This is a genomic window from Limnohabitans curvus, from assembly GCF_003063475.1.
GTDB classification, from domain to species: Bacteria; Pseudomonadota; Gammaproteobacteria; order Burkholderiales; family Burkholderiaceae_C; genus Limnohabitans; species Limnohabitans curvus.
Genome location: NZ_NESP01000001.1, coordinates 751993 through 777961 on the forward strand (window position 1 = coordinate 751993; position 25969 = coordinate 777961).

A 25969-nucleotide genomic window follows, 5' to 3' on the forward strand; every position below is an offset into this window, starting at 1 on the left:
GGCAAACGCCATCACTGGGTTAACCCCGTGATGGCGTTTTGCCATTCTCGATATATTACTGATCACTGATTAATTAAATCTGCTCAACGAGGTTTCGATGAAAACAACATCTCCCCACTTGTTGCGTTTGCTGGCCGCCGCAGCCTTGATGCTGGGTGCCAACGTCGCATCACACGCCCAAGACAAAGCCACGCAATTGCACAACCGCGCCACCGCTGCCATGTGTGCCAACTGCCATGGCACCGAAGGCCGCACCATCGAAGGCTCAGCCATTCCCTCGTTGGCTGGCATGCCCAAAGACTACATGGTGTTGCAAATGAAAGCCTTCAAAGAAGGTACACGTCCTGCCACAGTGATGCACCAAATCACCAAAGGCCTGACCGATGCCCAAATCGACACCATCGCCAATTACTACGCTGCTACCAAGCGCTGATCAAGGATTCATCATGAAACGTCGCAGTTTTGTTCAAGCCTCTATGGCTCTTGGTTCTTTTGGTGCACTGGGCAGCATGGTCGGTTGCGCATCGGTGGGCCGCGTGCCCGAAAAAGCACGCGTGGTCGTGGTGGGTGGCGGCTATGGCGGCGCAACAGCTGCCAAGTACGTGCGCATGTTGTCGAACTACCAAATCGATGTCACCTTGATTGAGCCCAACGGTGATTTTGTGTCCTGCCCCATCTCCAACTTGGTGATCGGCGGCAGCAAGACCATGGCAGACATCACCACGCCCTACGACAAGCTCTCTGGCAAGCATGGTGTCAACATCGTGCGGGACTACGTTGCCAGTGTCGACCCCGTCAAAAAGACGGTGACTTTGGCCAGTGGCCCCAGCATTCGCTACGACAAGCTGGTCATGTCGCCTGGCATTGACTTGATGTTCAACACCATCGAAGGTTTGAAAGAAGCCAACGCCTCCGGTCAAATTTTGCAAGCTTGGAAAGGTGGCCCGGAAACTTTGGCCCTGCGCAAACAACTTGAGTCAATGGACGATGGTGGCGTGTATGCCATCACCATTCCCGAAGCGCCCTACCGCTGCCCACCCGGCCCGTACGAACGAGCCAGCCAAGTGGCACATTACTTCAAGCAACACAAGCCCAAGTCAAAAGTGCTGATCTTGGATGCCAACCAAGACGTGACCTCCAAAGGCCCGTTGTTCAAGAAGTTCTGGGCCGACAACTACAAAGGCATCTTGGAATACATGCCGCAGCACAAAGTCGTGGCAGTTGACGCCAAGACCAACACCTTAAAGTTTGATGTGCAAAACGATGTCAAAGCCAACGTGCTCAACGTGTTACCTGCCATGCGCGCCGGTGGCATTGCCGTGCAGTCGAGCTTGGCCAACGTCAACGCACGTTGGTGCGGCGTGCACTACCAAACCTTTGAATCCACACAAGCCAAAGACATTCACGTCATTGGCGACTCCATCATGCTGGCCCCGCTCATGCCCAAGTCGGGTCACATGGCCAACTCGCACGGCAAGGTCACAGCAGCCGCCATCGTGGCGCAGTTGTCGGATATGCCGGTCAACCCAGCACCATTCCTCAGCAACACTTGCTACAGCTTTGTGAACGACAAGTTGGTGGTGCACGTGGCATCGGTTCACCAATACGACGCGAAGGACAAAACCTACAAAACTGTGCCGGGTTCGGGTGGTGTATCCGCTGCTCCTAACGAACTGGAAGGCATTTATGCTTGGAACTGGGCTCAAAACATTTGGGCTGACAGCTTAATGTGAGAAATTTCATGAACATCTTTAAATACCTCTCCCACACTTTCGCTACTTTGCTGCTGGCATTGAGCTTTGGCTCGGTTCAAGCACAAGACATCAAAGTGGTCTATCACGTCAACACAGGCGTGGACACCGCAGCGGCCATCTTGGGCAACGTGCGCAACCACTTAAACGCCGACCCCACTGCCAAAATTGTGGTGGTCACGCATGGCCCTGGCATCGACTTTTTGTTAGATGGCGCCAAAGACAACAAAGGCCGCGAGTTCAGCGGCATGGTGTCTGACTTGTCTGGCAAAGGTGTGCAGTTTCGCGTGTGTAACAACACGCTGACCTCGCGCAACATCGACGCCAACAAAGTGTCCATGGATGCCAAGATCGTGCCATCAGGCGTGGCCGAAGTAGCGCGCTTGCAAGCCAAAGAAGGTCATGTGTATCTCAAGCCGTAGAGCTTAGAGATTGCAATACAAAAGGGCCGCAATTGCGGCCCTTTTGTATTTCATCAACCGGCGTACGGTCTTGCCCGTACGTGGCTTATCGAATTTTCAAACACTGTCATTTTTTCTACAGTGAGGCATCTGCAAACCCGTGCATTTGTTCCAAGCCAAAGAAAGCCTCACATGACACCCGTTGTGACACAAGTTTTAGTCAAGAAAAAGAAGCAGAAAACGCACGTACGCCCGATGGCAAACATCGAAAATTCAATCAACGAGCAGCAGATGTACTTCAAAGATGTGGCTGGGTTTTTTATCTTCTTGCTGGTCGTCTTCACCGTATTGATGATTTCGCTTTATGCCTGATGCGAGGTCAATCAACCCACGGTTGATGCAGGCATCAGAGTTCCCAAGTATTCAAAATAGGCAAGGGCATTCTCTGCTGGTTCAATAAATTTCACACGACGGTCCACCGTGTCGACGACCACGCGAATCAATTCAGCATCTCGCAAGTTGTCAATTTTTCGGCTCACCGCAGATGGGCTGAGGAACAGTTCGTCTCGCAATTCCAGGGCTTGCATCATGGATAAAGGCTGATGCATCGCATATTGAACCGCAATGATTTCAAGCAGTCTTTGCTCATCGGGTGGAATCAACAAAGGTTTTTGATGCGATTGACGGGCCTTGTGTACGGCCAACAAAAAATCTAAATATTTGAGTTTTACAGGCGCAAGCGTTGCACATTGTTGCTGATCAGTCATAGAGATGACTGTAGAAACAATTCGCAATTTTGAAAATTCGATAAGCCACGTACGGGCTAGGCCGTACACCCAAAAGAATTAATGGGTGCGCTCGATGTTCATGCGAACCAGCTCGGCCAAGGTCTTGGCACCCAGCTTCTCCATCACACGCCCTTTATGCACTTCCACCGTTCTTGGGCTGATGCCCAGCAAAGCGCCTGCCTCACGATGTGTCATACCTTGGGCGATGGCTGTCATCACTTCACGCTCACGGGGTGTCAACGTCTCAAACGACTGGGTCCGAACGGTAGCAACAGCATTGGATTTGAGTCGCTCAAATGCACGCTCAATGGCGTCAAGCAATATCGACATGACGACCGGTTTTTCAAGAAAGTCGACCGCTTGGTTCAAAAAGGCGCGACGCATCACGTCCACATCAGCAAAGGCCGTGAGGAAAACCACCTCTACAGGGTGATGCAGACTGCCTAACTTCTCTTGCAAATCAAGCCCGCTCATGCCGGCCATGTTCAGGTCCAACACCAAACAGCAAGGCTTATCGGGCGCAGCGCTTAGAAAAGCCTCGCTGCTTTCATAGGTGCGGCAATCAAACCCTTTGAGACCCAGCATGATGGACAAGGAATCACGCACAGACGCATCGTCGTCCACGATACAAACCAAACGGCTCTCATTCATCGACGCAATCTCCAAGGGGAAGAAGGATTTGAAAACATTTCTCAGGGTGCGCTTGGTAACGCAACACGCCCCCGTTATTTTCAACCAGTGAGCGACTCACTGACAAACCCAACCCCAAGCCATCTTTTTTCTTGGAATAAAAGGGCCTGAACACTTGATCGGCCGCATCTGCATCTAGCAACGTGCCTTGGTCGATCACACGGATGCTCAGCATCTGTTTTTCATCTGCGTTGACGCGAACCGTCACTTGAGCCCCTGAAGGTGACGCATCAATGGCATTTTTCAACAAGTTACCCAAGGCGGTGCTGATCTGCACACGGTCCACCAAGACATGATCTTCATGGTGTGTGTAGACCGTCACCAAGGCCACGTCTGCCTTGGCGGCCTTGTGTGCAAAACGCGCCACGCATTCATCCACCAAATGCGTGACCGAGGTGTCTTGCAAAGACGATGCACCTGAAATGAAATAACTGCGCAAGCCCCGCACAATATCTGTCGCGCGCAAGGCCTCATTCACCACATTGCGCAGCATGGTGACGAGCTGCGTTTGTTGTGCATCTGTCATTTTTTCTTTTTGCAGTTCTGTCAGCATGAGTGCCGATTCCGCATAAGCGCTCAAAGCACTCATGGGCTGATGCAGCTCGTGCGCCAGCGACCCGGCCAATTCACCCGCAGCCACCAGTTGCAAGCTGTCACGCAAGCGCTCTTCCGTGCGCAAACGTTCATCCACCACCGTACCAATGATGAGTCCCGTCAACGACAAACTGAGCATGACAATTTGCATGTCCATCAAATCAGCAGGTTGCACCCCCACTCGCGTGGCAGAAAACACCAAAGGCAACTGAATGAGCGCTGCAACCAACGTGGCGCCTGGCAGCGAATACGTAGCCGCGATCAAGCCCAACACAAAGAACAGCGAGAAGAAATATTTCATCTGGTCTTCAATGGGCAATGAAAAAATCAGCCATAAACAAATGGCCAAGCCCAACATCAGAACCCAAAACAAAACACTGCGAAACATCTGTAGGTATTGCATATGGCGCCGCTTGTCAGCCGCAACAAAAAACAACGGCAGCAGCACCATCAAACCCAACAAATCGCCGATAAAGAAACGGTGCACAGCGCCTAAGAAGTCATGCGTAGACAGCACGCCAATCCAAGTCTGCGTGCCCACATAGGCCATGGCTGTAAACAAAGCGCCGCAAAGAATTACCGCACCCAGCAGGAAAACGTCATGCCGATTGCGTAGCGCGGTACGCCCCGCCAAAGTCCACCGCAAAGTCAAAGCAATCGCTGCATAGCAAGTCACAAGTACCGCGTTGCCCAAGACCACGGCAGGTGACAAAAACAAAGTGCCACGAACCAAACTGTCTGACAGGCCCAACGTGAGATAAACCCATGTCATCCATGAGTTGCCAGCCCAAAAGAGAAACAACACCTCGAGCGCCGCAGGAGGATTCCAAGGCGTGATGTTCAAGTCACCAATGGGGTAGATGTAGCTGAGCTTGTCGACCGCAAAGAACAAGCATGAAAAAACCAGCGCGATGGCGATTTTTTTGAAATTCAGCATCCAAAATTTAGTGCGTCAAATCGCTATCGATGGCGATTTGTGTACACACGGCACGGCATAGCGTGACAACGCGGTCATTGATGATGCGGTAGTAAATTTGCACACCTTCGCGACGACGCCCCAAAATTTTGGCTTTGAACAAGGTGTTCAAGTGCTGCGACATATTGGGCTGCGTGGTGTCGATTTCTTCGAGCAACTGACCCACGTTTTTTTCTTCGTTACACAAGCAGTTGATGATTTTCAAACGCATGGGCGCTGACATCACACGGAAAGTTTCGGCAGCCAAATCAAACATCACATCCAAATTTGCACTTTCAGTTGTCGTTTTTTTCGACGTCTTGGCAGAGGTCTTCACCGTTTTGGCGACAAGCTTTTTGACCACCGGTTTTTTTACGGCCACAGGTTTGGTCGCCGTCTTTGCTTTGACGGGTGTTGGGTTTGTCTTTTTAGTGGCCATAGGTTTAAAAGGATATCACTTGCACAAATCGGCTACTGAGGTTTGCAGGCTTTGCGCCCACTCGCGGCGGTTGCGTCCATCGGCGTGTTGTTTGTCGCCATAACGCACTTGCGCCAGCAGCGGTGGCGCACACAACGTACGCCACAAAGAGCTGATCAAGGTGTCATGGTCGTGGTAGCAAGGCGCCAAGCTACGTTCTTGGGTATGCGCATCCATGAACTGCAACGCAACGGGCTGAATCGGTACTTCTGCAGAAATGGCTGCTTGCAACAAATTGGCATGAAACGGCAGCACCGTGACGCCATCGCCCGTGACGCCTTCTGGGAACACGGCCAGCACTTGACCGTCGCACAAGGCATTGGCCATTTGGTGCACCACGCGCATGGCATCGTTGCGCGAGCCGCGTTCGATGTAGAGCGAACCACCACCGGTGGTGAGCACGCCCACCAAAGGCCAGCTGCGAATTTCAGACTTGGCCACAAAGCGGCAATGGCAAGCGGCATGCATCACCAAGATGTCGAGCCACGAAATATGGTTGGCCGCCATCAAGACAGGGCCCTGTGCCGGGTGGCCTTTGACGCGTACCTCAATGCCGATGATGGCCAACATGCCGCGCGCCCACACCTCGACTGCGCGGGCTTGTTGTTCATCGCTGAGTTTGGGGAATGCGGTGCGCACCATCCAATAGCCACGCAAGACCTGCGCGATGACACGCAGGAACTTGGCGATGGCGTGCAAGCTGCGCATCAAGCCGCTTGGTAGGCCACGCGGCCCGCCACCAAGGTGGCTTTGACGCGTGCAGGCAAAGACATGCCTGTCATGTCAAACGCAAACGGTGTGTGCTTGCCTTGGCTGTGCAAGGCATCGGGTGTGACATGCCATTCAACCGTGGGGTCAAACACCACGATGTCGGCCACACCGCCCACATGCAACTGGCCCAAGCTGTTGCTTTGGCCTTGCACTTTGCCCAACACGTTGGCGGGTTGTGCGGTCAACACATCGAGCGCGCGCAACATGCTGACTTTGCTGTCTTGCGCCCACTTGAGCGAGAGACTGAGCAACAGCTCCAAGCCCGTCGCACCCGATTCGGCTTCGGCAAATGGCAAAGCCTTGCCATCGTTGTCGATGGGCGTGTGGTCAGACACCAAAGCATCGAGGGTGCCGTCAGCCAGCGCCGCACGCAGTGCCTCGCGGTCGCGCTGTTGGCGCAACACAGGCGTCACGCGTGCGCGGCTGTCGAAGTAGCCAATGTCGTGGTCGCTCAGGTGCAGCGAGTTGATGCTCACATCAGCCGTGACCGCCAAGCCTTCTTTCTTGGCCGCACGCACCAGCTCTACGCCTTCGGCGCTGGAGATGCGACACAGATGCACGCGGGCTTTGGTACTGCGCATGAGGGCGAAGATGGTGTGCAGGGCAATGGTCTCAGCCGCCACAGGCACGCCACCCAAACCCAAACGGGTGGCGAGTGGACCGCTGGCAGCCACACCTTTGCCCAAGTGCATTTCTTGCGGGCGCAACCACACGGTGTAGCCAAAGGTGGCGGCGTATTGCAAGGCGCGTTGCAACACTTGGGTGTTTTCCAACGGCACTTCGGCTTGGCTAAAGCCCACGCAACCGGCATCGGTGAGGTCTGACATTTCGGTCAGCACTTCGCCCTTCAAACCACGGGTCAGTGCGCCCAGCGGAAACACGCGCGCACGGTGCAGCTTTTCGGCGCGGAACTTGAGCATTTCAATCAAGCCTGGCTCGTCCAACACGGGGTCGGTGTCAGGTGGGCACACGAGGCTGGTGACACCACCGGCCACAGCGGCGGTGAGCTCGGAAGCCAGCATGCCTTCGTGTTCGTAGCCGGGTTCGCGCAAGCGCACTTGCAAGTCGACCAAGCCGGGAGCCACGATGCAACCTTTGGCATCGATGGTTTGTTCGGCTTTGAAGTTGGCGGGCAGCTTTTCACCCGTCTTAGCGATAGCCACGATGTGGCCATCAGCCACCGCCACATCAGCGGTGTGGTCAAAGCCAGAGGCTGGGTCGATCACGCGACCGTTTTGAATCAGGATGTTCATGCTTCATTCCCCGCCACGATGGACATCACGGCCATACGCACAGCAATACCAAACGTCACCTGCGACAAGATGACACTTTGCGGCCCATCGACCACGGCAGAGTCAATCTCCACACCACGGTTGATGGGGCCAGGGTGCATCACGATGGCGTCGGGTTTGGCCAGCTGCAACTTCTCTTGCGTGAGGCCAAACGATTTGAAATATTCTTGGCTCGAGGGCAGCAACGCACCGCTCATGCGTTCGTTTTGCAAGCGCAGCATGATGACCACGTCGCAATCCTTGATACCTTCTTCGAGGTTGTTGAACACCTTCACGCCCATGGCGGATAAGTCGCTGGGCACCAAGGTCTTGGGGCCCACCACGCGCACTTCGGCACAGCCGAGTGTGGTGAGTGCATGAATGTCAGAGCGTGCCACGCGTGAGTGCAACACGTCACCCACGATGGCCACGGTGAGGTTGGTGAAATCTTTTTTGTAGTGACGGATGGTGTACATGTCCAGCAAACCCTGCGTAGGGTGTGCGTGACGGCCGTCACCGGCGTTGACCACGTGCACATGCGGCGCGACGTGTTCGGCAATGAGGTAAGGCGCGCCCGACTCGCTGTGGCGCACCACAAAAATGTCGGCGGCCATCGCGCTCAGGTTGGCGATGGTGTCGAGCAGCGACTCGCCTTTGGCTGCGGATGAGCGTGCAATGTCGAGGTTGAACACATCGGCCGACAAACGCGTGGCGGCGATTTCAAACGTGGTGCGTGTGCGTGTGCTGTTTTCAAAGAACAGGTTGAACACACTTTTACCGCGCAGTAAAGGGACCTTCTTCACTTCGCGGTCGTTGACCGAGACGAAGTTGGCTGCGGTGTCCAAGATGTGGGTGAGGATGTCGCGTGACAAACCTTCGGTGGAGAGCAGGTGAATCAGCTCGCCGTTTTTATTGAGTTGGGGGTTACGTTTGTAGAGCATGTCTAGCCTTTATTCGCTCTCGACTGAAAAGTTAAATTGGCCGCTGTCATCTTTGGTCAGTGCCAGCGATTGGGTGGCAGGCAGCGCCACGCGCGCCGCAGCGTAGTCGGCCTGAATGGGCAGCTCGCGGCCACCACGGTCCACCAACACGGCCAGCTGCACATGGGCAGGACGGCCGTAGTCAAACAACTCATTGAGCACGGCGCGGATGGTGCGGCCGGTGTAGAGCACATCGTCGAGCACGATGAGGTGCGCGCCGTTCACTTCAAACGGCAGCTTGGTTTGACCGCCATCGGCCAAACCGCGTTGCGCGAAGTCGTCACGGTGCATGGCGGATGAGATGCTGCCGGCCTCGCCCTCGAGCTTCAAATCTTTTTGCAAACGTGCAGCCAGCCAAGCACCACCTGAAGTGATGCCCACCAAACGCGTGGTGGGCGTGAGCATGCTGCGCACGCCCTTGAGCAGCTCTTTGTACAAGCTCTCGGCGTCCAGCATGAGGTTTCCGTGGGTACTCATAAGTTCTCTCGAAAAAATTGGTTGAGGATGATGCAAGCCGATGCAGCATCTGCATCTTTGGCGCCTTGGGCTTTTGCTTCGGTGGTGCTGTAACGCTCGTCCACTTCAAACACAGGCAGGTTGAAACGCCCATTCAACTGGCGTGCAAATTTTTTGGCCTTGGCTGTGTTCTCGTGCGCGGCACCGTCTGGGTGATACGGCACGCCCACCACCAGTGCGTCGGGCTGCCACTCGGCAATGCGTTGGGCGATGAGGGCCCAACGGGCGTCGCCTTCGGCATTGACCGTGGCTTGCGGTTGCGCTTCGCGCAGCATGCGGCTGCCATAGGCCACGCCGGTGCGTTTGACGCCAAAGTCAAACGCTAAGAAAGATTGAAAGTGCGATGGCACAACAGGCTTGGCCGCAGAGACCAACGGTGCGCCCGCTTGCACTGTCGTATCGCGGGCCGCGTTCACGTTCACAGCTTCGCTCATGAATGCCCCACTTCGCTAGAGAGCATCCATGACTCCAGGCCCAACAGCTTCATAGCCCGCTCATAGCGCTGCTCCACCGGCGTGTCAAAAATCACAGCCGTATCGGCACCCACGGTGAGCCAGCTGTTCTCGGCCAGCTCAGACTCCAGTTGGCCTTCACCCCAAGCTGAGTAGCCCAGAGAAATCAGCACACGCTTGGGGCCTGCGCCCATCGACAAGGCTTCGAGCACATCTTTGGAGGTGGTCATTTCCAATCCACCAGGAATGGTCATGGTGGAGGCGTAAACAGATTCTTTGTGACTCACGGCACTCAGGGCCTCAGCCTCTTGGGCTGCTTCAGTGTCGTCCTCTTGGGCTGCTTCAGTGTCGTCCTCTTGTGCTGCTTCCACGGCATCTTCTTGCGCAGGCACATCCACCAACATGGCGTCGTGTAACACAAAACCGCGTTCGGTGTGCACAGGGCCGCCTTGCAGCACGGGGGCGTTCATCAGGTCTTGGCGATGCAGAGGCAAGTCAACTTTTTGAAACAAACCTTCCATCGACAACTCGCCAGGTTTGTTGATGACCAAGCCCAGTGCACCGCGCTCGCTGTGTTCGCACACATAGACCACGCTTTTGGCAAAAGCCTCGTCCTCCAAACCGGGCATAGCAATCAAAAAATGATGCGTCAGGTTGATGGAGGCAGAATCAGCGGTCATATTGCAATTTTAAAGGGTGAACATGCCTAGCCAGTCGTCTAAATCGGCACACCACTTGCCCCACGTGGACAAAGGGCTGATGTGGTTCCGCCGCGACCTGCGCGCGTTTGACAACGCGGCGCTGTTTCATGCCCTCAAAAGCTGCAAGCAAGTGCATTGCGTGTTTGTGTTTGACAAGGCCATTTTGGACACCCTACCCCGCGCGGACCGCCGCGTGGAGTTCATCCGCGAGTCACTGGTGGCGCTGGATGCCGAGCTGCACGCCGTGGCGGGCCAAGCGGGTGCAGGCCTGATCGTGCGCCATGCGGTGGCTGCCGATGAAGTGCCACGCCTCGCCCACGAGCTGGGCGTGCAAGAGGTGTTTGCCAACCACGACGACGAGCCCGACGCGTTGGTCCGCGACGCGCATGTGCGCGGCGCTTTGGCCAACTTTGGTATTGGTTTTCAAACCTTCAAAGACCACGTCATTTTTGAGCGCAGCGAGGTGCTGACCCAAATGGGCAAGCCCTACGGCGTGTTCACGCCCTACAAAAACGCGTGGCTGCAAAAGGTGAATGACTTTTATTTGAAGTCCTACCCCGTGGGCAAATACATCAAGGCCTTGGCCGCGCGGCCCAAGGCCTACCAAGTGCCCGTCCCCACATTGGCCGACCTTGGCTTTGAGACCACCAACCTCAGCAGCTTGCATGTACCCACCGGCAGCCCCGGCGGCTTGGCCTTGTTTGAAGATTTCTTCGACCGCATGGACAAGTACGACGACACGCGCAACTTCCCCGCCATCAAAGGCCCCAGCTACTTGGGCGTGCATTTGCGCTTTGGCACGGTGTCCATTCGCCAGCTGGCATCTACCGCGTACAAACGCATGTTGGTGGGCTCCAAAGGCGCGGAGACGTGGCTATCTGAGCTGATTTGGCGCGATTTTTATCACCAAATCTTGCACCACCACCCGCGCGTGGTGACGGGTGCGTTTAAGCCCGAATACGACGAGATCAAGTGGGACCACCACAAGCACGCCAAAGAATTGTTTGCCGCGTGGTGCGAAGGCAGAACAGGCTATCCACTGGTCGATGCGGCGATGGCGCAAATCAACCAAACCGGCTACATGCACAACCGCCTGCGCATGGTGGTGGCCAGCTTTTTGACCAAAGACCTTGGCATTGATTGGCGCTGGGGCGAGCGCTATTTTGCGGAACACCTGAATGACTTTGACCTCGCCGCCAACAACGGCGGCTGGCAGTGGGCCAGCTCTAGCGGCTGCGACGCGCAGCCCTACTTTCGCATCTTCAACCCCACCAACCAAAGTGAAAAATTTGACCCCGAGGGCAAGTTCATTCGCCGCTACGTGCCCGCGCTGGCCAAGCTCAGCAACAAAGCCATCCACGCGCCGTGGCTGGCCAAGCCAATGGAGTTGGAAGAAGTGGGGTTGGTATTGGGGCGCGACTACCCAAGACCTATCGTCGACCACGCCGAGGCGCGCAAGCTCACGCTGGAGCGATATGGAGTCGTGAAGAAAGCGAAATAACGCAAAAACTCGCCTCAAAGACGAGAGGCAGTGGCTATTCACCCGACGATGCGCAAAGCACCGTCATTCCCCTCTCAGGGCAGCCAGCACATTCGCCTGCGGTTGGCGTACGCTGCCCACAGCAAAGTGTTGCAGCAAGCGGCTCACCTCTTGGGCACCGCTCAGGCTGGCTTTGATGTCGTCGGCGACGCGCTTGGCGCGCAAGCGGGCCAGTTGCACAGCTAATGAATCGGCCACTTGTTGCACGGCCGTCAACTGCACATCTTGGGCAAGTTGGGCCATGCTTTGCACATCCAGTTGGGCCTCGGTGGGCAGGTCCAACTCAGGCGACTCAGACCAATCGTTCAGGATGCTCACCAAGCGCTGCGAAATCACATCGGCCTGCTCTAAAAACAGCAGGTGGTTGATGACTTGCAAGCTGTCTTCCACGGGCATGTCGTGCTCATTGAATTGCTCGCGCAGCAGCAGGCCACTCAAGACCTGTGAGGCCGCACTGGCCTCAGGTGCTTCAATGCTGCGGCCAGGGACCAGACGCAAGCCTTCAAAAAAATGGGTGGCCAAGGACCAAAAGGTGCGCCAGCCAGGAAGGGTTTCAGCATCTAGCTGACGCTGGCACATCAGCTCCAACTGCCGAGCCGAGGGCAAGTGCACAGCTGGGCGGTGACGCAGCAAGGCCAGCACATGGCTTTCAAACTGCGCGCGTACTTCCATAAGGATTAGATTTGGACCATTTCAAAGTCTTCTTTGCGTGCGCCGCACTCTGGACAGGTCCAGTTCATGGGCACATCGGCCCAAGCAGTGCCGGGGGCGATGCCGTGCTCAGGCGCGCCGGTCTCTTCGTCATAAATCCATCCACAAATCAGACACATCCAGGTATTAGCCACAGTATTTCTTTCGTCAACGCATAGAATGAAAAGCATTGTATCGACCCACCCATGGCGCCAGAAAATACCCCTCCCTCTACTGAAATCGTGCTGTCTGACGAAACCAGCGCCACGCCTCCTTGTGTGCTGGTTTTCAATGCCAACGACCCCAGTGGTGCCGGTGGCTTATCCGCCGATGTGCTGGCTGCCGCGTCAGTAGGCGCTCACGCGCTGCCCGTGGTGACGGGTGCTTACATGCGCGACACCGCTGAAATTTTTGACCACATCGCTTTTGATGACGATGCCGTGGCCGAACAAGCCCGCAGCGTGTTGGAAGACATGAGCGTGCAAATCATCAAGGTGGGGTTTTGCGGCAACCCCGACAACCTCAGCGTGATTGCTGAAATCAGCACCGATTACGCCGAAGTACCCGTCATCGCCTACATGCCCAACCTGTCTTGGTGGGAAGACGAACAAATTGACGCCTACCTTGACGCCTTCCGCGAATTGATCTTGCCCCAAACCACGGTGCTGGTGGGCAACCACAACACCTTGTGGCGCTGGCTGCTGCCCGACTGGAGCAGCGAGAAAAGCCCCAGCCCGCGCGACATTGCGCGTGCCGCCGCCGAAGTGGGCGTGCCTTACGTGCTGGTAACAGGCATCAACCACCCCGATCAACACGTAGAAAACGCCTTGGCCACCGCCCACACCGTGATGGTGAGCGAACGTTTTGAGCGTTTTGAAGCCGTCTTCTCTGGCGCGGGCGACACCCTCAGCATCACGCTGGCGGCTGTGTTGGCCGCAGGCACAGACCTAGAGCTGGCCACACGCGAAGCCTTGAATTACCTCGACCAAAGCCTCAACAGCGGCTTTCGCCCAGGCATGGGCCACATCGTGCCCGATCGTTTGTTCTGGGCTGAAGAGGAAGATGGCGACGAAGACAGCGATGGTCTGCCAGCCACCGCAGAAGACTTCTCACTGCCTCGCCACGAAACCAAACATTGAAACTAAAAAACATGACTGACCTGAACCAAACCCTGTTTGACCGTGCTGCCCAAGTCATCCCCGGTGGCGTGAACTCGCCCGTGCGCGCGTTTCGCGCTGTGGGCGGCACACCGCGTTTTGTGCAACGCGCCCAAGGCGCTTACTTTTGGGACGCCAATGGCCAAAAGTACATCGACTACATCGGCTCTTGGGGCCCGATGATTCTGGGCCACGGCAACCCGGTGGTGCTTGAAGCTGTGCAAAAAGCGGCCTTGGATGGTTTCTCATTCGGCGCACCGACCGAGCGCGAAATTGAACTGGCCGAAGAAATTTTGAAGCATGTGCCATCGATGGAGATGGTGCGTTTGGTCAGCTCCGGCACCGAAGCCGGCATGAGCGCTTTGCGCTTGGCACGCGGTGCCACGGGCCGCAACAAGTTCATCAAATTTGAAGGTTGCTACCACGGCCATGCTGATGCGTTGTTGGTCAAAGCAGGTTCGGGCCTCGCCACGTTTGGCAACCCCACCAGCGCGGGTGTGCCGCCTGAAGTGGTGCGCGACACCTTGGTGCTGGAGTACAACAACATCGCCACCCTCGAAGAAGCCTTCAAGCTGCACGGCAAAGAACTGGCCTGCGTGATGATTGAGCCCATCGCAGGCAATATGAACTTTGTGCGCGCGTCTGTGCCCTTTATGAAGCGCTGCCGCGAGCTGTGTACCGAATACGGCGCACTGTTTGTGTTTGACGAAGTGATGACAGGTTTCCGCGTCGCTTTGGGCAGTGCCCAAAGCGTGTACGCCCAACTCATTCCAGGTTTCCAACCCGACATCACCGTGTTGGGCAAAGTCATTGGCGGCGGTATGCCGCTGGCGGCCTTTGGTGGCCCACGCGCCATCATGCAGCAGCTGGCCCCCACTGGCCCCGTTTACCAAGCAGGCACTTTGAGCGGAAATCCTGTGGCCACCGCTTGCGGCTTGGCCACCTTGCGCGAAATTGCCAAGCCCGGCTTCTTTGACGCGCTAAGCGCCCGCACACAAAGCTTGGTCGACGGCCTCACAACGGCTGCCGCCAAAGCGGGTGTGCCCTTCAGCGCCGATTGCCAAGGCGGCATGTTTGGTTTCTTCTTGTTGCCAGAGCTGCCACACAACTACGCCAAAGTCATGACCAGCGACAGCCCCAAATTCAACAAGCTGTTCCACGGCTTGCTCGACCGTGGCGTTTACATCGCACCTGCCTTGTACGAAGCAGGCTTTGTCAGCGCGGCCCACACCGAGGCAGACATTGCCCAAACCGTGTCAGTGGCCGCAGAGGTCTTTGCACAGCTATGAAAAAACTAACTGTGGCTCTGCCTCTAGTGGGTGCACCTGCGGCATCGACAGACGGATCACGCGGTTTGAACGTGAGCTTTGTTCCCACCTTCGGTGCCAAACTGCATGGCGCTGTGACTTTTTAGCGCAAGTACAACCTTCGCCCTTCACTCTTTCTCTCTTCTCGTCCTTCTCGGGCGCTTTTTCCCACAAGGACTTTCATGAAAAAAACATTCCAACTTCAAGTTGAAGGCAAACACCCCGACCGTTTGCTCGAAGCCATCAAACACGACATTCGCAAATACCTCAAACGTGAGCGCCGCCGTGATCTGCCCGAAGGTGCCGACTTTTGGGACTTCGATTGCAAATTCGGTTTGACCGAAGAAACGGCAGAAGTGGTGCACTTGGCCAACGTCATCACCTGCATCGACGATGCTGTGGCAAAAGAAGCCAAACAGTTTTACGTCGAGATCTTGGCCAAACACGGCGTGCGCACCAAACGCCCCGCTGGAGAAGCACAGGAATACCAAGAGCGTCATGCCTTGGATGGCTTGGACGATGACAACAACGATTGATCGCTGATGAATGGCTTGCGTTGATTCGCAAGCAGCCACAAAAAAGCCACCTTGCTAGGTGGCTTTTTCATTTGCAGAATTTCAGAGCTGAGGCTTACTCGCTTGGTGGTTCTGGTCGCTCGGCTTTTGTCGCAGCCGCTGCCGCCCGCAACTTGTCCTTCTTGCTTGGACGTTTGCCTTTGATGCCGCCGGTACCGTCATTGAGTGGCGACACAGGAGGTGGAACTTCCGTGGGCTCGAAGCCTTCCAGCACTTCGACCGGCAGCTGAATCTTTTGGCGCTTTTGAATCAGCTGCCAATGCGCCAGCGTGGCAGCAGTAACAAAGCTCACCGCTTCGCCACTGGCACCCGCGCGACCCGTACGGCCAATGCGGTGGGTGTAATCGGTGGCAGAACGCGGCAGGTCGTAGTTGACCACCACAGGCAGCTGCGCAATGTCGATGCCGCGCGCGGCGAGGTCGGTGGTGACCACCACTTCCCAGCGATCTTCTTTGAACTCAGCCAGCACGTCTTGGCGCGCGCCTTGGCTCATTTCGCCATGAAACGCGGTGGCAAACACGCCTGCTTTGTAGAGCTTGTTGGCCACATGCTCACACGCGTAGCGCGTGGCCACGAACACCAAAACCCGCTTCCATGCGTGGGTTTTGATCAAGTGACGCAGCAAGGCCGTGCGGCTTTTTTCATCCACCTGAATCGCGCGTTGTGCAATGTCGGGCGTGTGCGCTTCGGTATGCGCAATGGTGATGCGCGCAGGGTTGCTCAGCAGCGCCTCGGCCAAGGTTTGCACCGTGGGCTCAAAGGTGGCGCTGAACAACAGGTTTTGTCGCTTAGTGGGCAGCAACGCCAAGATGCGTTGCAACTCTTCGGCAAAACCGAGGTCGAGCAAGCGGTCGGCCTCGTCCAACACGAGGTGTTGCACTTGGCCTAAGTGCAAGGCGTTGTGGTCGACCAGATCGAGCAAGCGCCCAGGCGTGGCCACCACCACATCGGCACCGCTGCGCAGGCTCATCATTTGCGGATTGATCGACACACCACCAAACACCGTGCCCACTTTGATGGACTGCGTGAGGGGACGCGCCAAATCGCGCAGCACATCGCTCACCTGTGTGGCGAGCTCGCGTGTGGGGACGAGCACCAGCACTTGGGTGGTGCGCTTCTTGGGTGCATCGTCACGCGGCGCTGTGACGGCCATGAGCAGCTGCAAGAGCGGGAGCACATAGGCTGCCGTTTTACCGGAACCGGTTTGCGCGGTAGCCAGCACATCGCGGCCCTTGAGCACGGGGCCAATGGCTTCGATCTGAACAGGGGTGGGCGCAGTGAAGCCCGCTTGAGCCGCCGAGCTTTGCAACTCGGCGTTGAGGCCAAGTTCAGCGAAGTTCACGCTTGCTGGCTCGTTCGCTGACTCAAGCGTTGAGGCAGGAGCCACGTTGGTGGTTAACGCAACAACGGGGGTGTTGGCCTGTGCGGGCTGCGCCGCATCGAGCGGCGCGTTGGGGTGATCAATGCTCAATGGAGGCGATCAATGACGAAAGTGGCGCACGCCGGTGAACACCATCGCCACGCCGCGTTCGTTGGCCGCATCGATGACTTCTTGGTCGCGCATGGAGCCACCGGGCTGGGCCACGCAGGTCGCGCCGGCGTCCACCACCACGTCGAGGCCGTCGCGGAAGGGGAAGAAGGCGTCGCTGGCCACCACGGTGTGTTGCAGGCTGAGCTTGGCGGCTTCAGCCTTGATGCTGGCGATGCGAGCCGAGTCGAGACGGCTCATTTGGCCTGCGCCCACGCCCATGGTCATCCCGTTTTTGCAGAACACGATGGCGTTGGATTTGACGAACTTGGCCACTTTCCACGCGAACAACAAGTCGTTCAGCTCTTCAGGTGTAGGTTGCTTGACGGTGACGATTTTCAAATCGGCCAAAGCCAGCTCGTGGTTGTCTGCGCTTTGCAGCAAGAGGCCTGAGCCCACGCGCTTGGTTTCGAGGGCGTTGCGCACGTCGCCGTAATTGGCGGGCAAGGCGATTTTCATCAAACGCACGTTGACTTTGCTCTTGAACACTTCCAGCGCTTCAGCGCTGAAGTCAGGCGCCATCAACACTTCGACGAACTGCTTGCTCACCGCTTCGGCAGCCGCTTTGTCCACCGGACGGTTGAAGGCGATGATGCCGCCGAACGCGCTGGTGGGGTCGGTTTGGAAAGCTTTGCTGTACGCCTCAAAGGGGTTCGCGCCCACGGCCACGCCACAGGGGTTGGCGTGTTTGACGATGACGCAAGCCGCGAACTGTGAAGGGTCGCCGTTGGCTCCCGTGTCGAAGCTCTTCACACATTCCCACGCAGCGTCTGCGTCGGCGATGTTGTTGTAGCTCAACTCTTTGCCTTGCAGCTGCACGCCGGTGGCGAGCGAGCCCGCAGCGGGGGCCAGGTCGCGGTACCAAGCGGCTTGCTGGTGGCTGTTTTCGCCGTAGCGCAGGTCTTGCACTTTGACGTATTGCTCGTTGAACTGGCCGCTGAACTGGGCACGCGCAGGCACGTAGTCTTCGCTGAGTTTTTCGGCTTCGAAGTTCACGCTGGAGAGGTAGTTGCTGATCGCGCCGTCGTATTGGCTGATGCGATTGAAGGCGGCCACCGACAGGGCAAAGCGCAGCTTGTCGCTGAGTTTGCCGCTGGACTTCAGCTCGGAAATCACATCTGCATATTGGCTGGCGTCGGTGACGATGCCCACGTCTTTCCAGTTTTTAGCAGCCGAGCGAACCATGGCGGGGCCGCCGATGTCAATGTTTTCAATCGCGTCGGCCAGCGTGCAGCCAGGCTTGGCCACGGTGGCTTCAAACGGATACAAATTCACAATCAACAAATCAATCGTGTCGATGTTGTGCGCTTTCAAAGCGGCCATGTGCTCGGGCGTGTCGCGACGGGCCAGCAGGCCGCCGTGCACTTTGGGGTGGAGGGTTTTCACACGGCCATCGAGCATTTCGGGGAAGCCTGTGACTTCGGCCACTTCGGTCACGGGCAAGCCTTGTTCGGCCAAGAGCTTGGCGGTGCCGCCGGTGGAAATGAGGCCCACGCCCAAGGCGTGCAGATCACGCGCGAGTTCGACGATGCCAGTTTTGTCAGAGACGGAGATGAGTGCTTTCATGGGGTGCAGTCTTATTTGATGAGTTTGTGATCGAGAAGTTTTTTACGCAGCGTGTTGCGGTTGAGGCCCAGCCATTCGGCGGCGCGCGACTGGTTGTGGTCGGCTTGCTGCATCACCACTTCGAGCAGTGGTTTTTCAACGACGCGCACCATCATGTCGTGCATGTTGTCGGGCTCTGTGCCTTTGAGGTCGCGGAAATAGGTTTCGAGGCTGGCACGTACCACCTCTTCAATGTGTTTTTTACTCATGCAAAGCTAAGGGTTCTTCTAATAAAACAGGGTCGGGCAAGCGCTCGTGACGCTCGGCCAAGTCATCGAAGAAGGCAGCCACGGCGCGGTGTTGCGACGCGCTGTCTTCTAGGGTGTTCATGTGTTGGCGAAACGCCTCGCCACCGGGCAAGCTGCGGATGTACCAAGCAATGTGTTTGCGGGCGCTTCGCACACCGGTGCGCTCGCCATACAGGGCGTAGTGCTCGTCGAGGTGCGCCAGCAACAAGCGGCTCACTTCTTCCACCAAAGGCTGGGCCAAATGCTCGCCCGTGGCCAAGTAGTGCGCAATTTCGCGGAATATCCAGGGGCGGCCTTGGGCGGCGCGGCCAATCATCAGCGCGTCAGCGCCGGTGCGCTTTAAAACTTCTTTGGCTTTCTCGGGTGAATCAATGTCGCCATTGGCCACCACGGGCACGCGCACGGCTTGCTTCACCGCTGTGATGGTGTCGTACTCGGCCAAGCCTTTGTAGCCTTGTTCGCGGGTGCGGCCATGCACGGTGATCATTTGTACGCCTAGGCTTTCAGCGGCGCGGGCCAAGGCCACGGCGTTTTTGTGTGCGTCGCACCAGCCGGTGCGCATCTTCAAGGTGACTGGCACGTTGTGGGGCTGCGCGGCATCGACCACCGCTTGAACGATGGACATGGCCAAGGGCTCGTCTTGCATCAGGGCCGAGCCCGCCCATTTGTTGCACACCTTCTTGGCGGGGCAACCCATGTTGATGTCGATGATTTGCGCACCGCGCTCAATGTTGTACACCGCCGCCTCGGCCATCATGGCCGCATCGGTGCCGGCAATTTGCACGGCGATGGGGCCGCTTTCGCCGGTATGGTCGGCGCGGCGCGAGGTTTTGAGGCTGGTCCACAAGTCTTTGCGCGAGGTGACCATCTCGCTCACGGCATAGCCCGCGCCCAACTGTTTGCACAACATGCGAAACGGCCGGTCGGTCACGCCAGCCATCGGCGCGACAAACAGGTTGTTTGCCAGTGTGTATGGACCGATGTGCATGGGGTGGGAAGACGTGAGGTGCTTAAAAAGGAGGCGTGATTGTACCTGCCCAAAATTTCAGCATGCGGTCTGAAAATGACGATTTTGTAAGGGTTTGCGAAGAATTGACAGCCTCCCTCACTACACTGCGGGCATGGAAATTTGGATGCAATCTGTGCTGGCAGCCTTGGCCCTGCCCGAATACGGCCTGAGCACCGTGTTTGTGGTGTCGCTGGTCTCGGCCACCTTGCTGCCCATGGGCTCGGAGCCCGTGGTGTTTGGCTTGGTCAAACTCAACCCCGAATTGTTTTGGCCCGCCATTGTGGTGGCCACCGCTGGCAACACCATTGGCGGCGCCATCAGCTGGTGGATGGGCCACGGCGCGCACAAGGTGAGCGACAAAGTGCGACACAAAGAAACCACCGGCAACGAAGCCCGCGCCCTGCGCTGGCTGCACGCCCTAGGCCCTAAAGCCTGCTTGTTGAGCTGGCTACCCGGCGTGGGCGACCCACTGTGCGCAGTCGCCGGCTGGTTGCGCCTGCCCTTTTGGCCCTGCGTGGCCTACATGGCGGTGGGCAAGTTTGCGCGGTACTTGGTGATGACGGGTGGGTTGCTTTGGGTGTTTCCGCAGCATTGGGGGATTTAGCCCTTAGAGCAGCGATCAATTTAAAAAGGGTTTCGAGCTACTCATCTGTGCTTCAACGGCTATTAGGATTTTTGACCACAGTCAATATGCCCACACGGAGCCAAGCATGAGCGAAAGTCAAATCACCATCCCCACGGAAAAGAAGCTCGCAGCACTGGTGTACTTTGTCCGTGGTGAAAAAATATTTTTAGATGCGGATCTCGCCATGCTCTACGGCGTTGAGACGGGCGCGCTGAATCGCGCAGTGAAGCGCAATCCAGATAGATTCCCCGCCGACTTCATGTTTCAACTTGATGCCCAAGAGTGGGAAAACTTGCGATGCCAAATTGGCATGTCAAGTTCACATGGTGGTCGTCGGGCCGCTGCCTATGCTTTTACGGAGCAAGGTGTAGCCATGCTTCTGCTGTCTTTGATGCAATCAAGCAACTCATTACCGATGAAGGCCGACGTAAAGGCAAGTCGCCCATTGGCTTTTTATAACGAGGGGGCTGCAGGCAGCACCTCTACACAGCCGTGAAACATCAAAGGCTTCCACTTAAAATAAGCGATTTGCTGCTCTTCACGTTTTTGGGCAGCCCTTCCCCTACTCACGCCCCTCTAGATGTCTAACAACAACACCCCCGCCACGCCCGAAGCCGCTCCCGTCGACGAAAACCAACTGATGGCCGAGCGCCGCGAGAAGCTCAAGGTCATGCGCGAGCGCCAAGCCGCGGGCCAAGGCGTTGCCTTCCCCAACGATTTCAAACCCGCGCACCACGCCGCCACCTTGCACGAGTTGCATGGCGACAAGACTGCCGAGGTGTTGACCGAAGAAGGCCAGTTCGCCAAAGTGGCGGGCCGCATGATGCTCAAGCGCGTGATGGGCAAAGCCAGCTTTGCCACGCTGCAAGACAGCACAGGCCGCATCCAGATTTACGTGACACGCGATGACGTGAGCGAAGCGCTGTACGCCGATTTCAAACATTGGGATTTGGGTGACATCGTGGCTTGCGAAGGCAAGCTGTTCAAAACGCGCACAGGCGAGTTGTCGATTCACGCCACCAGCATCCGCATGCTGACCAAGAGCCTGCGCCCCATGCCCGACAAGTTCCACGGCGTGGCTGACCAAGAAATCAAATACCGCCAACGCTACGTCGATTTGATGACGGACGAAACCGCACGCAAGCGCTTTGTGGCGCGTAGCCGCGCGGTCAGCGGCATTCGCGACTTCATGGTGCAACACAACTTCCTCGAAGTTGAAACACCCATGCTGCACCCCATCCCCGGCGGTGCGAACGCCAAGCCTTTCACCACGCACCACAACGCGCTGGATCAAGAAATGTTCTTGCGCATCGCGCCTGAGCTGTACTTGAAGCGCCTGATCGTGGGCGGTTTTGAGCGCGTGTTTGAGATCAACCGCAACTTCCGCAACGAAGGCATCTCGGTGCGCCACAACCCCGAGTTCACCATGATGGAGTTTTACGCAGCGTATTGGAACTACCAAGACCTGATGCACTTCACCGAAGAACTGGTGCGCGACGCCGCCATGAAAGCCGCTGGCACATTGCTGTTGACCTACGGGGGTAAGGCTGTGGACCTGAGCCAGCCGTTTGAGCGCTTGACCATCCGTGAAGCCATCCTCAAGCACACCGAAGCGGGCGACAACGTCGACAACATCACATGGTTGATTAACGCCTTGCAAAAACTCGGTTTCAAAGAAGAAAAAGACAAACTCAGCACCCGCAGCTTGGCCAGCTTGCAAGTGATGTACTTTGAAGAGACCGTGGAAGACAAGCTGTGGCAGCCCACTTTCATCTGCGAGCACCCTGTGGAAATTTCACCTTTGGCCCGCGCCAGCGACAGCAAGCCCGATGTGACCGAGCGCTTTGAGCTCTACATCACAGGCCGCGAGTTTGGCAACGGTTTCAGCGAGTTGAACGACGCCGAAGACCAAGCTGCCCGCTTCCACGCCCAAGTGGCGGCCAAAGACAGCGGCGACGACGAAGCCATGTTCTACGACCACGACTTTGTGCGCGCCCTCGAATACGGCATGCCCCCCACCGGTGGCTGCGGCATTGGCATTGACCGCTTGATGATGTTGCTGACCGACAGCCCCAGCATCCGCGACGTCATTTTGTTCCCTGCTTTGCGCCGCGAAGCTTAAAGCGACTAGGCCCCGAAACAAAACGCCTCCTAGTGATTGACTAGGAGGCGTTTTTGTTGGTGCGTACAGTTTAGAAAAACCGGCTGAACACGACAGCACCTAAGCCCACAAACGCCAGCACCAAACCACCCACCATCAGGCGAAGGGTTTGACGCAGTCCGCTCACCGCAGCCACCAAGCCAGCGTTTTGTTCGGCCAGCTCGCGCACGGTGTGTGTGAGTTGGGTGTGGCGTTGCTGCAGCTCGTCAAGCTGCATATTCGCTGCAAGCAACCGGTTTTTCAACTCACCCAAGCTGGGCACATCGTCGTGTGCATTGGGTGTAGCCATGGGTTGTGGTGTCGCCTCTGCCCGCTTGCGGTCCATCAGCTCGCGGGCTTTTTCAAGCACGTTGGGCGCATGAGAAATCACATCCCCCCAGGGAATCACTTTGAGTGCAGAGAGCCAAGGTATTGCCATGGCGTTACTGCGGCTGAAAGCCACTGTTCTTGATCATCTTGGTCCACACCTGCGTGTAAGCGCGTTCACGTTGCTCCAACTGGTGCGAGTTCATGTAGCCCACAGTGAGGCCCATTTTGGTGAGCTGCTCATGCACATCGGGCATGGCCAACACTTTAGACAAGGCCACACCGAAGTGGTTGATGGTGGCTTGTGGTGTGCCTGAGGGGGCGAAGATGCCGTAGTAAGGCATGTCTTCCAAACCGCTCAAACCGAGCTCTGCAAAGGTGGGCACATCAGGCAGTGCAGCTTGACGCTTGGAGCCCAGCACCGCCACCACGCGCACTTTGCCCGCCTTGTGGTTTTCAATGAAGTCAGGCACCGAGCCCACACCTGCGGCAATTTGATTGCCCAGCATGTCAGCCATCATAGGGGCGCTGCCACGGTAAGGCGCAGAGATCAAATCGAGTTTGAACTTGTCACCCACTACTTTCACCAAAAACTCAGGCGTTGAAGCTGGCGCTGGAATGCCCACCGCACCTTTGCCGCCTTGGGCCTTGACCCAAGCCACGTACTCAGTGAACGACTTGGCAGGTGTGCCGCCAGACACAGCATAGGCGTTCACAAACGTGGCAAAGCCAGCCACGGGTGCAAAGTCGTGTGCAGGGTCGTAGCCTGGGTTCTTGACCACCAAGGGCAAGATAGAAATGGTGTGGTCGTGCGAGAGGAACAACACCGTGCCATCGGCAGGTGCTACTTTCAATGCTTGCGCTGCGAGTTGACCGCCTGCACCGGGTTTGTTCTCAACCACCACGGGGGTACCCAACTCGTCTTTCAGTTTCTCAGCCAAGATGCGGGCCACCGCGTCTGTGCCGCCGCCTGGCGGAAAGCCAACCATCAGCTTGATGGGTTTGGCGTTTTGCGCCGCAGCCAAGCCACAGCTCAGGGCCAAGGCTAAAACTGCAAAGTGACGGCGAGAAGGAAACATGGCGGAACTCCTTATTGAAAACAAATAAATCACACTTGATCTGGGTTAGCAGCTGGCACCACACCGTCTGGGTTTTGAGCGTGGTCAGGGTCTTGCTCGGGTGGCATTTCTGGGTTTTGACCAAACTCGCCATCGGGCGAGCTCTTGCGCGCATCGCGTTCGCGCAATTTCTCTTCTTTCTTCTTTTTCTTGGCTAACTCGCGTTGGCGTTTTTCGTAGTTGTAATTGGGCGTTGCCATGTGAGCTTTCGTGGGTAGTGGTGAACGTGTGTGCGCGTTAAGGCAACAAGTCCAAAGCCCGCAAGTATGCGGGGTGAGTCATCAGCGCGTCCCAAGCTAGCGGCGAAGTTTTGGGCAGCAGTGCGCGACGGCGTTGTTCGCTGGCGTCACTGGCATGCCATTGGTTTTTAACGAGGCGTTCGGTCAAACCTTCGAGCATGTCATCGACGCCATGACCGTTGCCAATGCTTTGGTTGCAAAGCAGCACAAGGTCGCAGCCAGCATTCAATGCCGCCACACCGGCCTCAGCAAAACTGACCGATCGGCCTTCGATGCGGCGTGCGCCTTCCATCGACAAATCGTCGCTGAAGATGGCGCCGTTGAAATGCAACTGACCGCGCAAGATGTCTTGCAACCAGCGGGGTGAAAAGCCTGCGGGCAAGGCATCCACCTTGGGGTAGATGACGTGTGCGGGCATCACGCTGGTGAGCGTGGTGGTGAGCCATTGGTAAGGCAAGGCGCAGTCGTTCATGATGGCTTTGAGGCTGCGCTTGTCGACGGGGATGTCCACATGCGAATCGGCCTTCACAAAGCCGTGGCCCGGAAAGTGTTTGCCGCAGTTGGCCATGCCCGCCAGCAACAAACCGTGCATGACGCTCTTGGCCAGCGTGGTAGCCACGCGTGGGTCGCGGTGGAATGATCGGTCGCCAATCACACCGCTCTCGCCATGGTCGAGGTCAAGTACGGGGGTGAAGCTGAAGTCCACGCCACACGCACGCAGCTCACTGGCCAGCACGTAGCCGCTGGCGGTGGCGGCGTCCATGGCTGCCATAGCGCCGCTGCCGCTTTTAAATTCGCCAGTGATGCCTTTTTGGTCTTTCATCCACAACTCGCCCAAGGCGCGCATGGGTGGAATGTGCGTGAAGCCGTCGGTGCGAAAGCGCTGCACACGCCCGCCTTCGTGGTCTACACAAATCAACAAATCGTCGCGCACGGCCTTGATGTCGGCGCACAGCTGGGTGAGCTGTTGGCGGTTGACCCAGTTGCGGCCAAACAAAATCACGCCGCCTGTGAGCGGGTGTTTCAAGCGCGTGCGGTCAGCGGCAGTGAGCTGGGTGCCTGCAATGTCAAGGATGAGGGGGGCGTGGTGAGACATAAATCAGAGGTTCGTTTCAGCTGTTCTTTTCAACAACACAGTAACTGGTGGCGTAATCAGACTCATCGCTCACGCTGACGTGGGCGCTCAAGCCTTTGGCTTCAAACCAATCTTTGAGCACACCGTGCAAGACGATGGTCGGTTGACCGCTGGGCAGCTTGGCCACTTCACACAAGCGCCACGTCATGGGCATGCGCATGCCCAACCCAATGGCTTTGCTGAAGGCCTCTTTGGCCGAGAAGCGTGTAGCCACATAGCGCACACCGCGCTCGGGCCAACGCTCGCTGCGGGCGCGGTAGGTGTTCATCTCGTTGTCACTCAACACCTTTTGCGCAAAGCGTTCGCCGTGCTTGTCCAAAGACGCACGGATACGGCGAATGTCGCAAATGTCGGTGCCGATGCCGTAAATCATGTGTC

At 57.0% G+C, this 25969-nt stretch carries 32 protein-coding genes; 11 read left to right on the forward strand and 21 right to left on the reverse strand.

The annotated features are described in order from the left end of the window. Positions 1-97 precede the first annotated feature (97 nt). From B9Z44_RS03755 to B9Z44_RS03770, 4 genes are all read left to right on the forward strand, one after another. Positions 98-433: a c-type cytochrome gene (locus B9Z44_RS03755; protein ID WP_108401740.1), complete on the forward strand. Its 336-nt coding sequence runs from the start codon at positions 98-100 to the stop codon at positions 431-433. 13 nt (positions 434-446) lie between these two features. Beyond that, entirely contained in the window at positions 447-1733 is a 1287-nt protein-coding gene (locus B9Z44_RS03760) for an NAD(P)/FAD-dependent oxidoreductase (RefSeq protein ID WP_108401741.1), read from the forward strand. 8 nt (positions 1734-1741) lie between these two features. Next, positions 1742-2173: a DsrE family protein gene (locus B9Z44_RS03765; protein ID WP_108358048.1), complete on the forward strand. Its 432-nt coding sequence runs from the start codon at positions 1742-1744 to the stop codon at positions 2171-2173. Positions 2174-2344: 171 nt separating this feature from the next. Then, on the forward strand, positions 2345-2524 hold the full coding sequence (locus tag B9Z44_RS03770; protein ID WP_108401742.1) for a hypothetical protein: 180 nt from the start codon (positions 2345-2347) through the stop codon (positions 2522-2524). Between the two features lie 11 nt (positions 2525-2535). Here the strand turns inward: B9Z44_RS03770 and B9Z44_RS03775 are convergent, their stop codons facing one another. From B9Z44_RS03775 to B9Z44_RS03820, 10 genes are all read right to left on the reverse strand, one after another. Next, entirely contained in the window at positions 2536-2919 is a 384-nt protein-coding gene (locus B9Z44_RS03775) for a MarR family transcriptional regulator (protein WP_108401743.1), read from the reverse strand. 78 nt (positions 2920-2997) lie between these two features. After that, positions 2998-3591: a response regulator transcription factor gene (locus tag B9Z44_RS03780; protein ID WP_108358051.1), complete on the reverse strand. Its 594-nt coding sequence runs from the start codon at positions 3589-3591 to the stop codon at positions 2998-3000. After that, the gene (locus B9Z44_RS03785; RefSeq protein WP_108401744.1) at positions 3584-5161 is read right to left on the reverse strand and encodes a sensor histidine kinase; all 1578 of its coding nucleotides are present in this window, start codon (positions 5159-5161) and stop codon (positions 3584-3586) included. Before B9Z44_RS03785 ends, B9Z44_RS03780 begins: the two co-directional genes overlap by 8 nt. 7 nt (positions 5162-5168) lie before the next feature. Then, the gene (locus B9Z44_RS03790; protein ID WP_108358462.1) at positions 5169-5456 is read right to left on the reverse strand and encodes an ArsR/SmtB family transcription factor; all 288 of its coding nucleotides are present in this window, start codon (positions 5454-5456) and stop codon (positions 5169-5171) included. A gap of 177 nt (positions 5457-5633) precedes the next feature. Further along, positions 5634-6365 (reverse strand): lysophospholipid acyltransferase family protein, encoded by a 732-nt coding sequence (locus B9Z44_RS03795; RefSeq protein WP_108401745.1) that lies wholly within the window; start codon positions 6363-6365, stop codon positions 5634-5636. After that, positions 6365-7681, reverse strand: coding sequence for a dihydroorotase (locus B9Z44_RS03800; protein ID WP_108358054.1), 1317 nt, complete (start codon positions 7679-7681; stop codon positions 6365-6367). Before B9Z44_RS03800 ends, B9Z44_RS03795 begins: the two co-directional genes overlap by 1 nt. Beyond that, positions 7678-8640: an aspartate carbamoyltransferase catalytic subunit gene (locus B9Z44_RS03805; protein ID WP_108358055.1), complete on the reverse strand. Its 963-nt coding sequence runs from the start codon at positions 8638-8640 to the stop codon at positions 7678-7680. Before B9Z44_RS03805 ends, B9Z44_RS03800 begins: the two co-directional genes overlap by 4 nt. Positions 8641-8649: 9 nt before the next feature. After that, a complete protein-coding gene (pyrR, locus tag B9Z44_RS03810) occupies positions 8650-9156 on the reverse strand; it encodes a bifunctional pyr operon transcriptional regulator/uracil phosphoribosyltransferase PyrR (RefSeq protein ID WP_108358056.1) in 507 nt (168 codons plus the stop codon). Then, positions 9153-9629: a Holliday junction resolvase RuvX gene (ruvX, locus tag B9Z44_RS03815; RefSeq protein ID WP_108401746.1), complete on the reverse strand. Its 477-nt coding sequence runs from the start codon at positions 9627-9629 to the stop codon at positions 9153-9155. The genes pyrR and ruvX overlap by 4 nt, the downstream gene beginning before the upstream one ends. Further along, the gene (locus B9Z44_RS03820) at positions 9626-10327 is read right to left on the reverse strand and encodes a YqgE/AlgH family protein (protein WP_108401747.1); all 702 of its coding nucleotides are present in this window, start codon (positions 10325-10327) and stop codon (positions 9626-9628) included. Before B9Z44_RS03820 ends, ruvX begins: the two co-directional genes overlap by 4 nt. Before the next feature lie 22 nt (positions 10328-10349). Here B9Z44_RS03820 and B9Z44_RS03825 point away from each other — a divergent pair, with 22 nt between their 5' ends. Further along, positions 10350-11849, forward strand: a complete 1500-nt coding sequence (locus B9Z44_RS03825) for a cryptochrome/photolyase family protein (RefSeq protein WP_108358059.1) — start codon at positions 10350-10352, stop codon at positions 11847-11849. Positions 11850-11912: 63 nt separating this feature from the next. Here B9Z44_RS03825 and B9Z44_RS03830 read toward each other — a convergent pair whose 3' ends face one another. Beyond that, positions 11913-12560 (reverse strand): hypothetical protein, encoded by a 648-nt coding sequence (locus B9Z44_RS03830; protein WP_108358060.1) that lies wholly within the window; start codon positions 12558-12560, stop codon positions 11913-11915. Between the two features lie 5 nt (positions 12561-12565). Next, positions 12566-12769: a rubredoxin gene (locus B9Z44_RS03835; protein WP_108358061.1), complete on the reverse strand. Its 204-nt coding sequence runs from the start codon at positions 12767-12769 to the stop codon at positions 12566-12568. Positions 12770-12784: 15 nt separating this feature from the next. Between B9Z44_RS03835 and thiD the strand changes: the two genes are divergently transcribed. The 3 genes from thiD to B9Z44_RS03850 all read left to right on the forward strand — a co-directional run bounded on the left by thiD (position 12785) and on the right by B9Z44_RS03850 (position 15578). Beyond that, positions 12785-13717 (forward strand): bifunctional hydroxymethylpyrimidine kinase/phosphomethylpyrimidine kinase, encoded by a 933-nt coding sequence (thiD, locus tag B9Z44_RS03840; RefSeq protein ID WP_108358062.1) that lies wholly within the window; start codon positions 12785-12787, stop codon positions 13715-13717. 11 nt (positions 13718-13728) lie between these two features. Continuing rightward, positions 13729-15024 (forward strand): glutamate-1-semialdehyde 2,1-aminomutase, encoded by a 1296-nt coding sequence (gene hemL / locus B9Z44_RS03845; protein ID WP_108401748.1) that lies wholly within the window; start codon positions 13729-13731, stop codon positions 15022-15024. Between the two features lie 200 nt (positions 15025-15224). After that, entirely contained in the window at positions 15225-15578 is a 354-nt protein-coding gene (locus B9Z44_RS03850) for a DUF6172 family protein (RefSeq protein ID WP_108358064.1), read from the forward strand. A gap of 94 nt (positions 15579-15672) precedes the next feature. On the opposite strand, the gene B9Z44_RS03855 is transcribed toward B9Z44_RS03850, so the two are convergent. The 4 genes from B9Z44_RS03855 to dusB all read right to left on the reverse strand — a co-directional run bounded on the left by B9Z44_RS03855 (position 15673) and on the right by dusB (position 19986). After that, on the reverse strand, positions 15673-16959 hold the full coding sequence (locus B9Z44_RS03855) for a DEAD/DEAH box helicase (protein WP_108358463.1): 1287 nt from the start codon (positions 16957-16959) through the stop codon (positions 15673-15675). Positions 16960-17097: 138 nt separating this feature from the next. After that, complete coding sequence (gene purH / locus B9Z44_RS03860; RefSeq protein ID WP_108401749.1) at positions 17098-18711, reverse strand: bifunctional phosphoribosylaminoimidazolecarboxamide formyltransferase/IMP cyclohydrolase; 1614 nt, start codon at positions 18709-18711, stop codon at positions 17098-17100. Between the two features lie 11 nt (positions 18712-18722). Continuing rightward, complete coding sequence (locus B9Z44_RS03865) at positions 18723-18959, reverse strand: helix-turn-helix domain-containing protein (protein ID WP_108358066.1); 237 nt, start codon at positions 18957-18959, stop codon at positions 18723-18725. Next, entirely contained in the window at positions 18952-19986 is a 1035-nt protein-coding gene (dusB, locus tag B9Z44_RS03870; protein ID WP_108401750.1) for a tRNA dihydrouridine synthase DusB, read from the reverse strand. The genes B9Z44_RS03865 and dusB overlap by 8 nt, the downstream gene beginning before the upstream one ends. Before the next feature lie 133 nt (positions 19987-20119). Here dusB and B9Z44_RS03875 point away from each other — a divergent pair, with 133 nt between their 5' ends. From B9Z44_RS03875 to lysS, 3 genes are all read left to right on the forward strand, one after another. Further along, positions 20120-20611, forward strand: coding sequence for a YqaA family protein (locus B9Z44_RS03875; protein ID WP_108401751.1), 492 nt, complete (start codon positions 20120-20122; stop codon positions 20609-20611). Positions 20612-20717: 106 nt separating this feature from the next. After that, complete coding sequence (locus B9Z44_RS03880) at positions 20718-21128, forward strand: ORF6N domain-containing protein (RefSeq protein WP_108401752.1); 411 nt, start codon at positions 20718-20720, stop codon at positions 21126-21128. Between the two features lie 84 nt (positions 21129-21212). Then, complete coding sequence (gene lysS / locus B9Z44_RS03885; protein WP_108401753.1) at positions 21213-22754, forward strand: lysine--tRNA ligase; 1542 nt, start codon at positions 21213-21215, stop codon at positions 22752-22754. Between the two features lie 70 nt (positions 22755-22824). On the opposite strand, the gene B9Z44_RS03890 is transcribed toward lysS, so the two are convergent. The 5 genes from B9Z44_RS03890 to acpS are packed head-to-tail and all read right to left on the reverse strand — an operon-like array spanning position 22825 to position 25964. Beyond that, positions 22825-23211 (reverse strand): hypothetical protein, encoded by a 387-nt coding sequence (locus tag B9Z44_RS03890; RefSeq protein ID WP_108358071.1) that lies wholly within the window; start codon positions 23209-23211, stop codon positions 22825-22827. A 4-nt stretch (positions 23212-23215) separates the two neighbouring features. Beyond that, entirely contained in the window at positions 23216-24178 is a 963-nt protein-coding gene (locus B9Z44_RS03895; protein ID WP_108358072.1) for a Bug family tripartite tricarboxylate transporter substrate binding protein, read from the reverse strand. Between the two features lie 29 nt (positions 24179-24207). After that, a complete protein-coding gene (locus B9Z44_RS03900) occupies positions 24208-24417 on the reverse strand; it encodes a hypothetical protein (protein ID WP_108358073.1) in 210 nt (69 codons plus the stop codon). 37 nt (positions 24418-24454) lie between these two features. After that, positions 24455-25552: a beta-N-acetylhexosaminidase gene (nagZ, locus tag B9Z44_RS03905; protein ID WP_108358074.1), complete on the reverse strand. Its 1098-nt coding sequence runs from the start codon at positions 25550-25552 to the stop codon at positions 24455-24457. Between the two features lie 16 nt (positions 25553-25568). Continuing rightward, positions 25569-25964: a holo-ACP synthase gene (gene acpS, locus B9Z44_RS03910; RefSeq protein ID WP_108358075.1), complete on the reverse strand. Its 396-nt coding sequence runs from the start codon at positions 25962-25964 to the stop codon at positions 25569-25571. Positions 25965-25969: the final 5 nt, after the last annotated feature.

Bases quoted from the DNA above. Each gene is read 5' to 3' on its own strand.
- B9Z44_RS03755 (WP_108401740.1), top strand. From the start codon at position 98: ATGAAAACAACATCTCCCCACTTGTTGCGTTTGCTGGCCGCCGCAGCC.
- B9Z44_RS03760 (WP_108401741.1), top strand. From the start codon at position 447: ATGAAACGTCGCAGTTTTGTTCAAGCCTCTATGGCTCTTGGTTCTTTT.
- B9Z44_RS03765 (WP_108358048.1), top strand. From the start codon at position 1,742: ATGAACATCTTTAAATACCTCTCCCACACTTTCGCTACTTTGCTGCTG.
- B9Z44_RS03770 (WP_108401742.1), top strand. From the start codon at position 2,345: ATGACACCCGTTGTGACACAAGTTTTAGTCAAGAAAAAGAAGCAGAAA.
- B9Z44_RS03775 (WP_108401743.1), bottom strand. From the start codon at position 2,919: ATGACTGATCAGCAACAATGTGCAACGCTTGCGCCTGTAAAACTCAAA.
- B9Z44_RS03780 (WP_108358051.1), bottom strand. From the start codon at position 3,591: ATGAATGAGAGCCGTTTGGTTTGTATCGTGGACGACGATGCGTCTGTG.
- B9Z44_RS03785 (WP_108401744.1), bottom strand. From the start codon at position 5,161: ATGCTGAATTTCAAAAAAATCGCCATCGCGCTGGTTTTTTCATGCTTG.
- B9Z44_RS03790 (WP_108358462.1), bottom strand. From the start codon at position 5,456: ATGTTTGATTTGGCTGCCGAAACTTTCCGTGTGATGTCAGCGCCCATG.
- B9Z44_RS03795 (WP_108401745.1), bottom strand. From the start codon at position 6,365: ATGCGCAGCTTGCACGCCATCGCCAAGTTCCTGCGTGTCATCGCGCAG.
- B9Z44_RS03800 (WP_108358054.1), bottom strand. From the start codon at position 7,681: ATGAACATCCTGATTCAAAACGGTCGCGTGATCGACCCAGCCTCTGGC.
- B9Z44_RS03805 (WP_108358055.1), bottom strand. From the start codon at position 8,640: ATGCTCTACAAACGTAACCCCCAACTCAATAAAAACGGCGAGCTGATT.
- pyrR (WP_108358056.1), bottom strand. From the start codon at position 9,156: ATGAGTACCCACGGAAACCTCATGCTGGACGCCGAGAGCTTGTACAAA.
- ruvX (WP_108401746.1), bottom strand. From the start codon at position 9,629: ATGAGCGAAGCTGTGAACGTGAACGCGGCCCGCGATACGACAGTGCAA.
- B9Z44_RS03820 (WP_108401747.1), bottom strand. From the start codon at position 10,327: ATGACCGCTGATTCTGCCTCCATCAACCTGACGCATCATTTTTTGATT.
- B9Z44_RS03825 (WP_108358059.1), top strand. From the start codon at position 10,350: ATGCCTAGCCAGTCGTCTAAATCGGCACACCACTTGCCCCACGTGGAC.
- B9Z44_RS03830 (WP_108358060.1), bottom strand. From the start codon at position 12,560: ATGGAAGTACGCGCGCAGTTTGAAAGCCATGTGCTGGCCTTGCTGCGT.
- B9Z44_RS03835 (WP_108358061.1), bottom strand. From the start codon at position 12,769: ATGCTTTTCATTCTATGCGTTGACGAAAGAAATACTGTGGCTAATACC.
- thiD (WP_108358062.1), top strand. From the start codon at position 12,785: ATGGCGCCAGAAAATACCCCTCCCTCTACTGAAATCGTGCTGTCTGAC.
- hemL (WP_108401748.1), top strand. From the start codon at position 13,729: ATGACTGACCTGAACCAAACCCTGTTTGACCGTGCTGCCCAAGTCATC.
- B9Z44_RS03850 (WP_108358064.1), top strand. From the start codon at position 15,225: ATGAAAAAAACATTCCAACTTCAAGTTGAAGGCAAACACCCCGACCGT.
- purH (WP_108401749.1), bottom strand. From the start codon at position 18,711: ATGAAAGCACTCATCTCCGTCTCTGACAAAACTGGCATCGTCGAACTC.
- B9Z44_RS03865 (WP_108358066.1), bottom strand. From the start codon at position 18,959: ATGAGTAAAAAACACATTGAAGAGGTGGTACGTGCCAGCCTCGAAACC.
- dusB (WP_108401750.1), bottom strand. From the start codon at position 19,986: ATGCACATCGGTCCATACACACTGGCAAACAACCTGTTTGTCGCGCCG.
- B9Z44_RS03875 (WP_108401751.1), top strand. From the start codon at position 20,120: ATGGAAATTTGGATGCAATCTGTGCTGGCAGCCTTGGCCCTGCCCGAA.
- B9Z44_RS03880 (WP_108401752.1), top strand. From the start codon at position 20,718: ATGAGCGAAAGTCAAATCACCATCCCCACGGAAAAGAAGCTCGCAGCA.
- lysS (WP_108401753.1), top strand. From the start codon at position 21,213: ATGTCTAACAACAACACCCCCGCCACGCCCGAAGCCGCTCCCGTCGAC.
- B9Z44_RS03890 (WP_108358071.1), bottom strand. From the start codon at position 23,211: ATGGCAATACCTTGGCTCTCTGCACTCAAAGTGATTCCCTGGGGGGAT.
- B9Z44_RS03895 (WP_108358072.1), bottom strand. From the start codon at position 24,178: ATGTTTCCTTCTCGCCGTCACTTTGCAGTTTTAGCCTTGGCCCTGAGC.
- B9Z44_RS03900 (WP_108358073.1), bottom strand. From the start codon at position 24,417: ATGGCAACGCCCAATTACAACTACGAAAAACGCCAACGCGAGTTAGCC.
- nagZ (WP_108358074.1), bottom strand. From the start codon at position 25,552: ATGTCTCACCACGCCCCCCTCATCCTTGACATTGCAGGCACCCAGCTC.
- acpS (WP_108358075.1), bottom strand. From the start codon at position 25,964: ATGATTTACGGCATCGGCACCGACATTTGCGACATTCGCCGTATCCGT.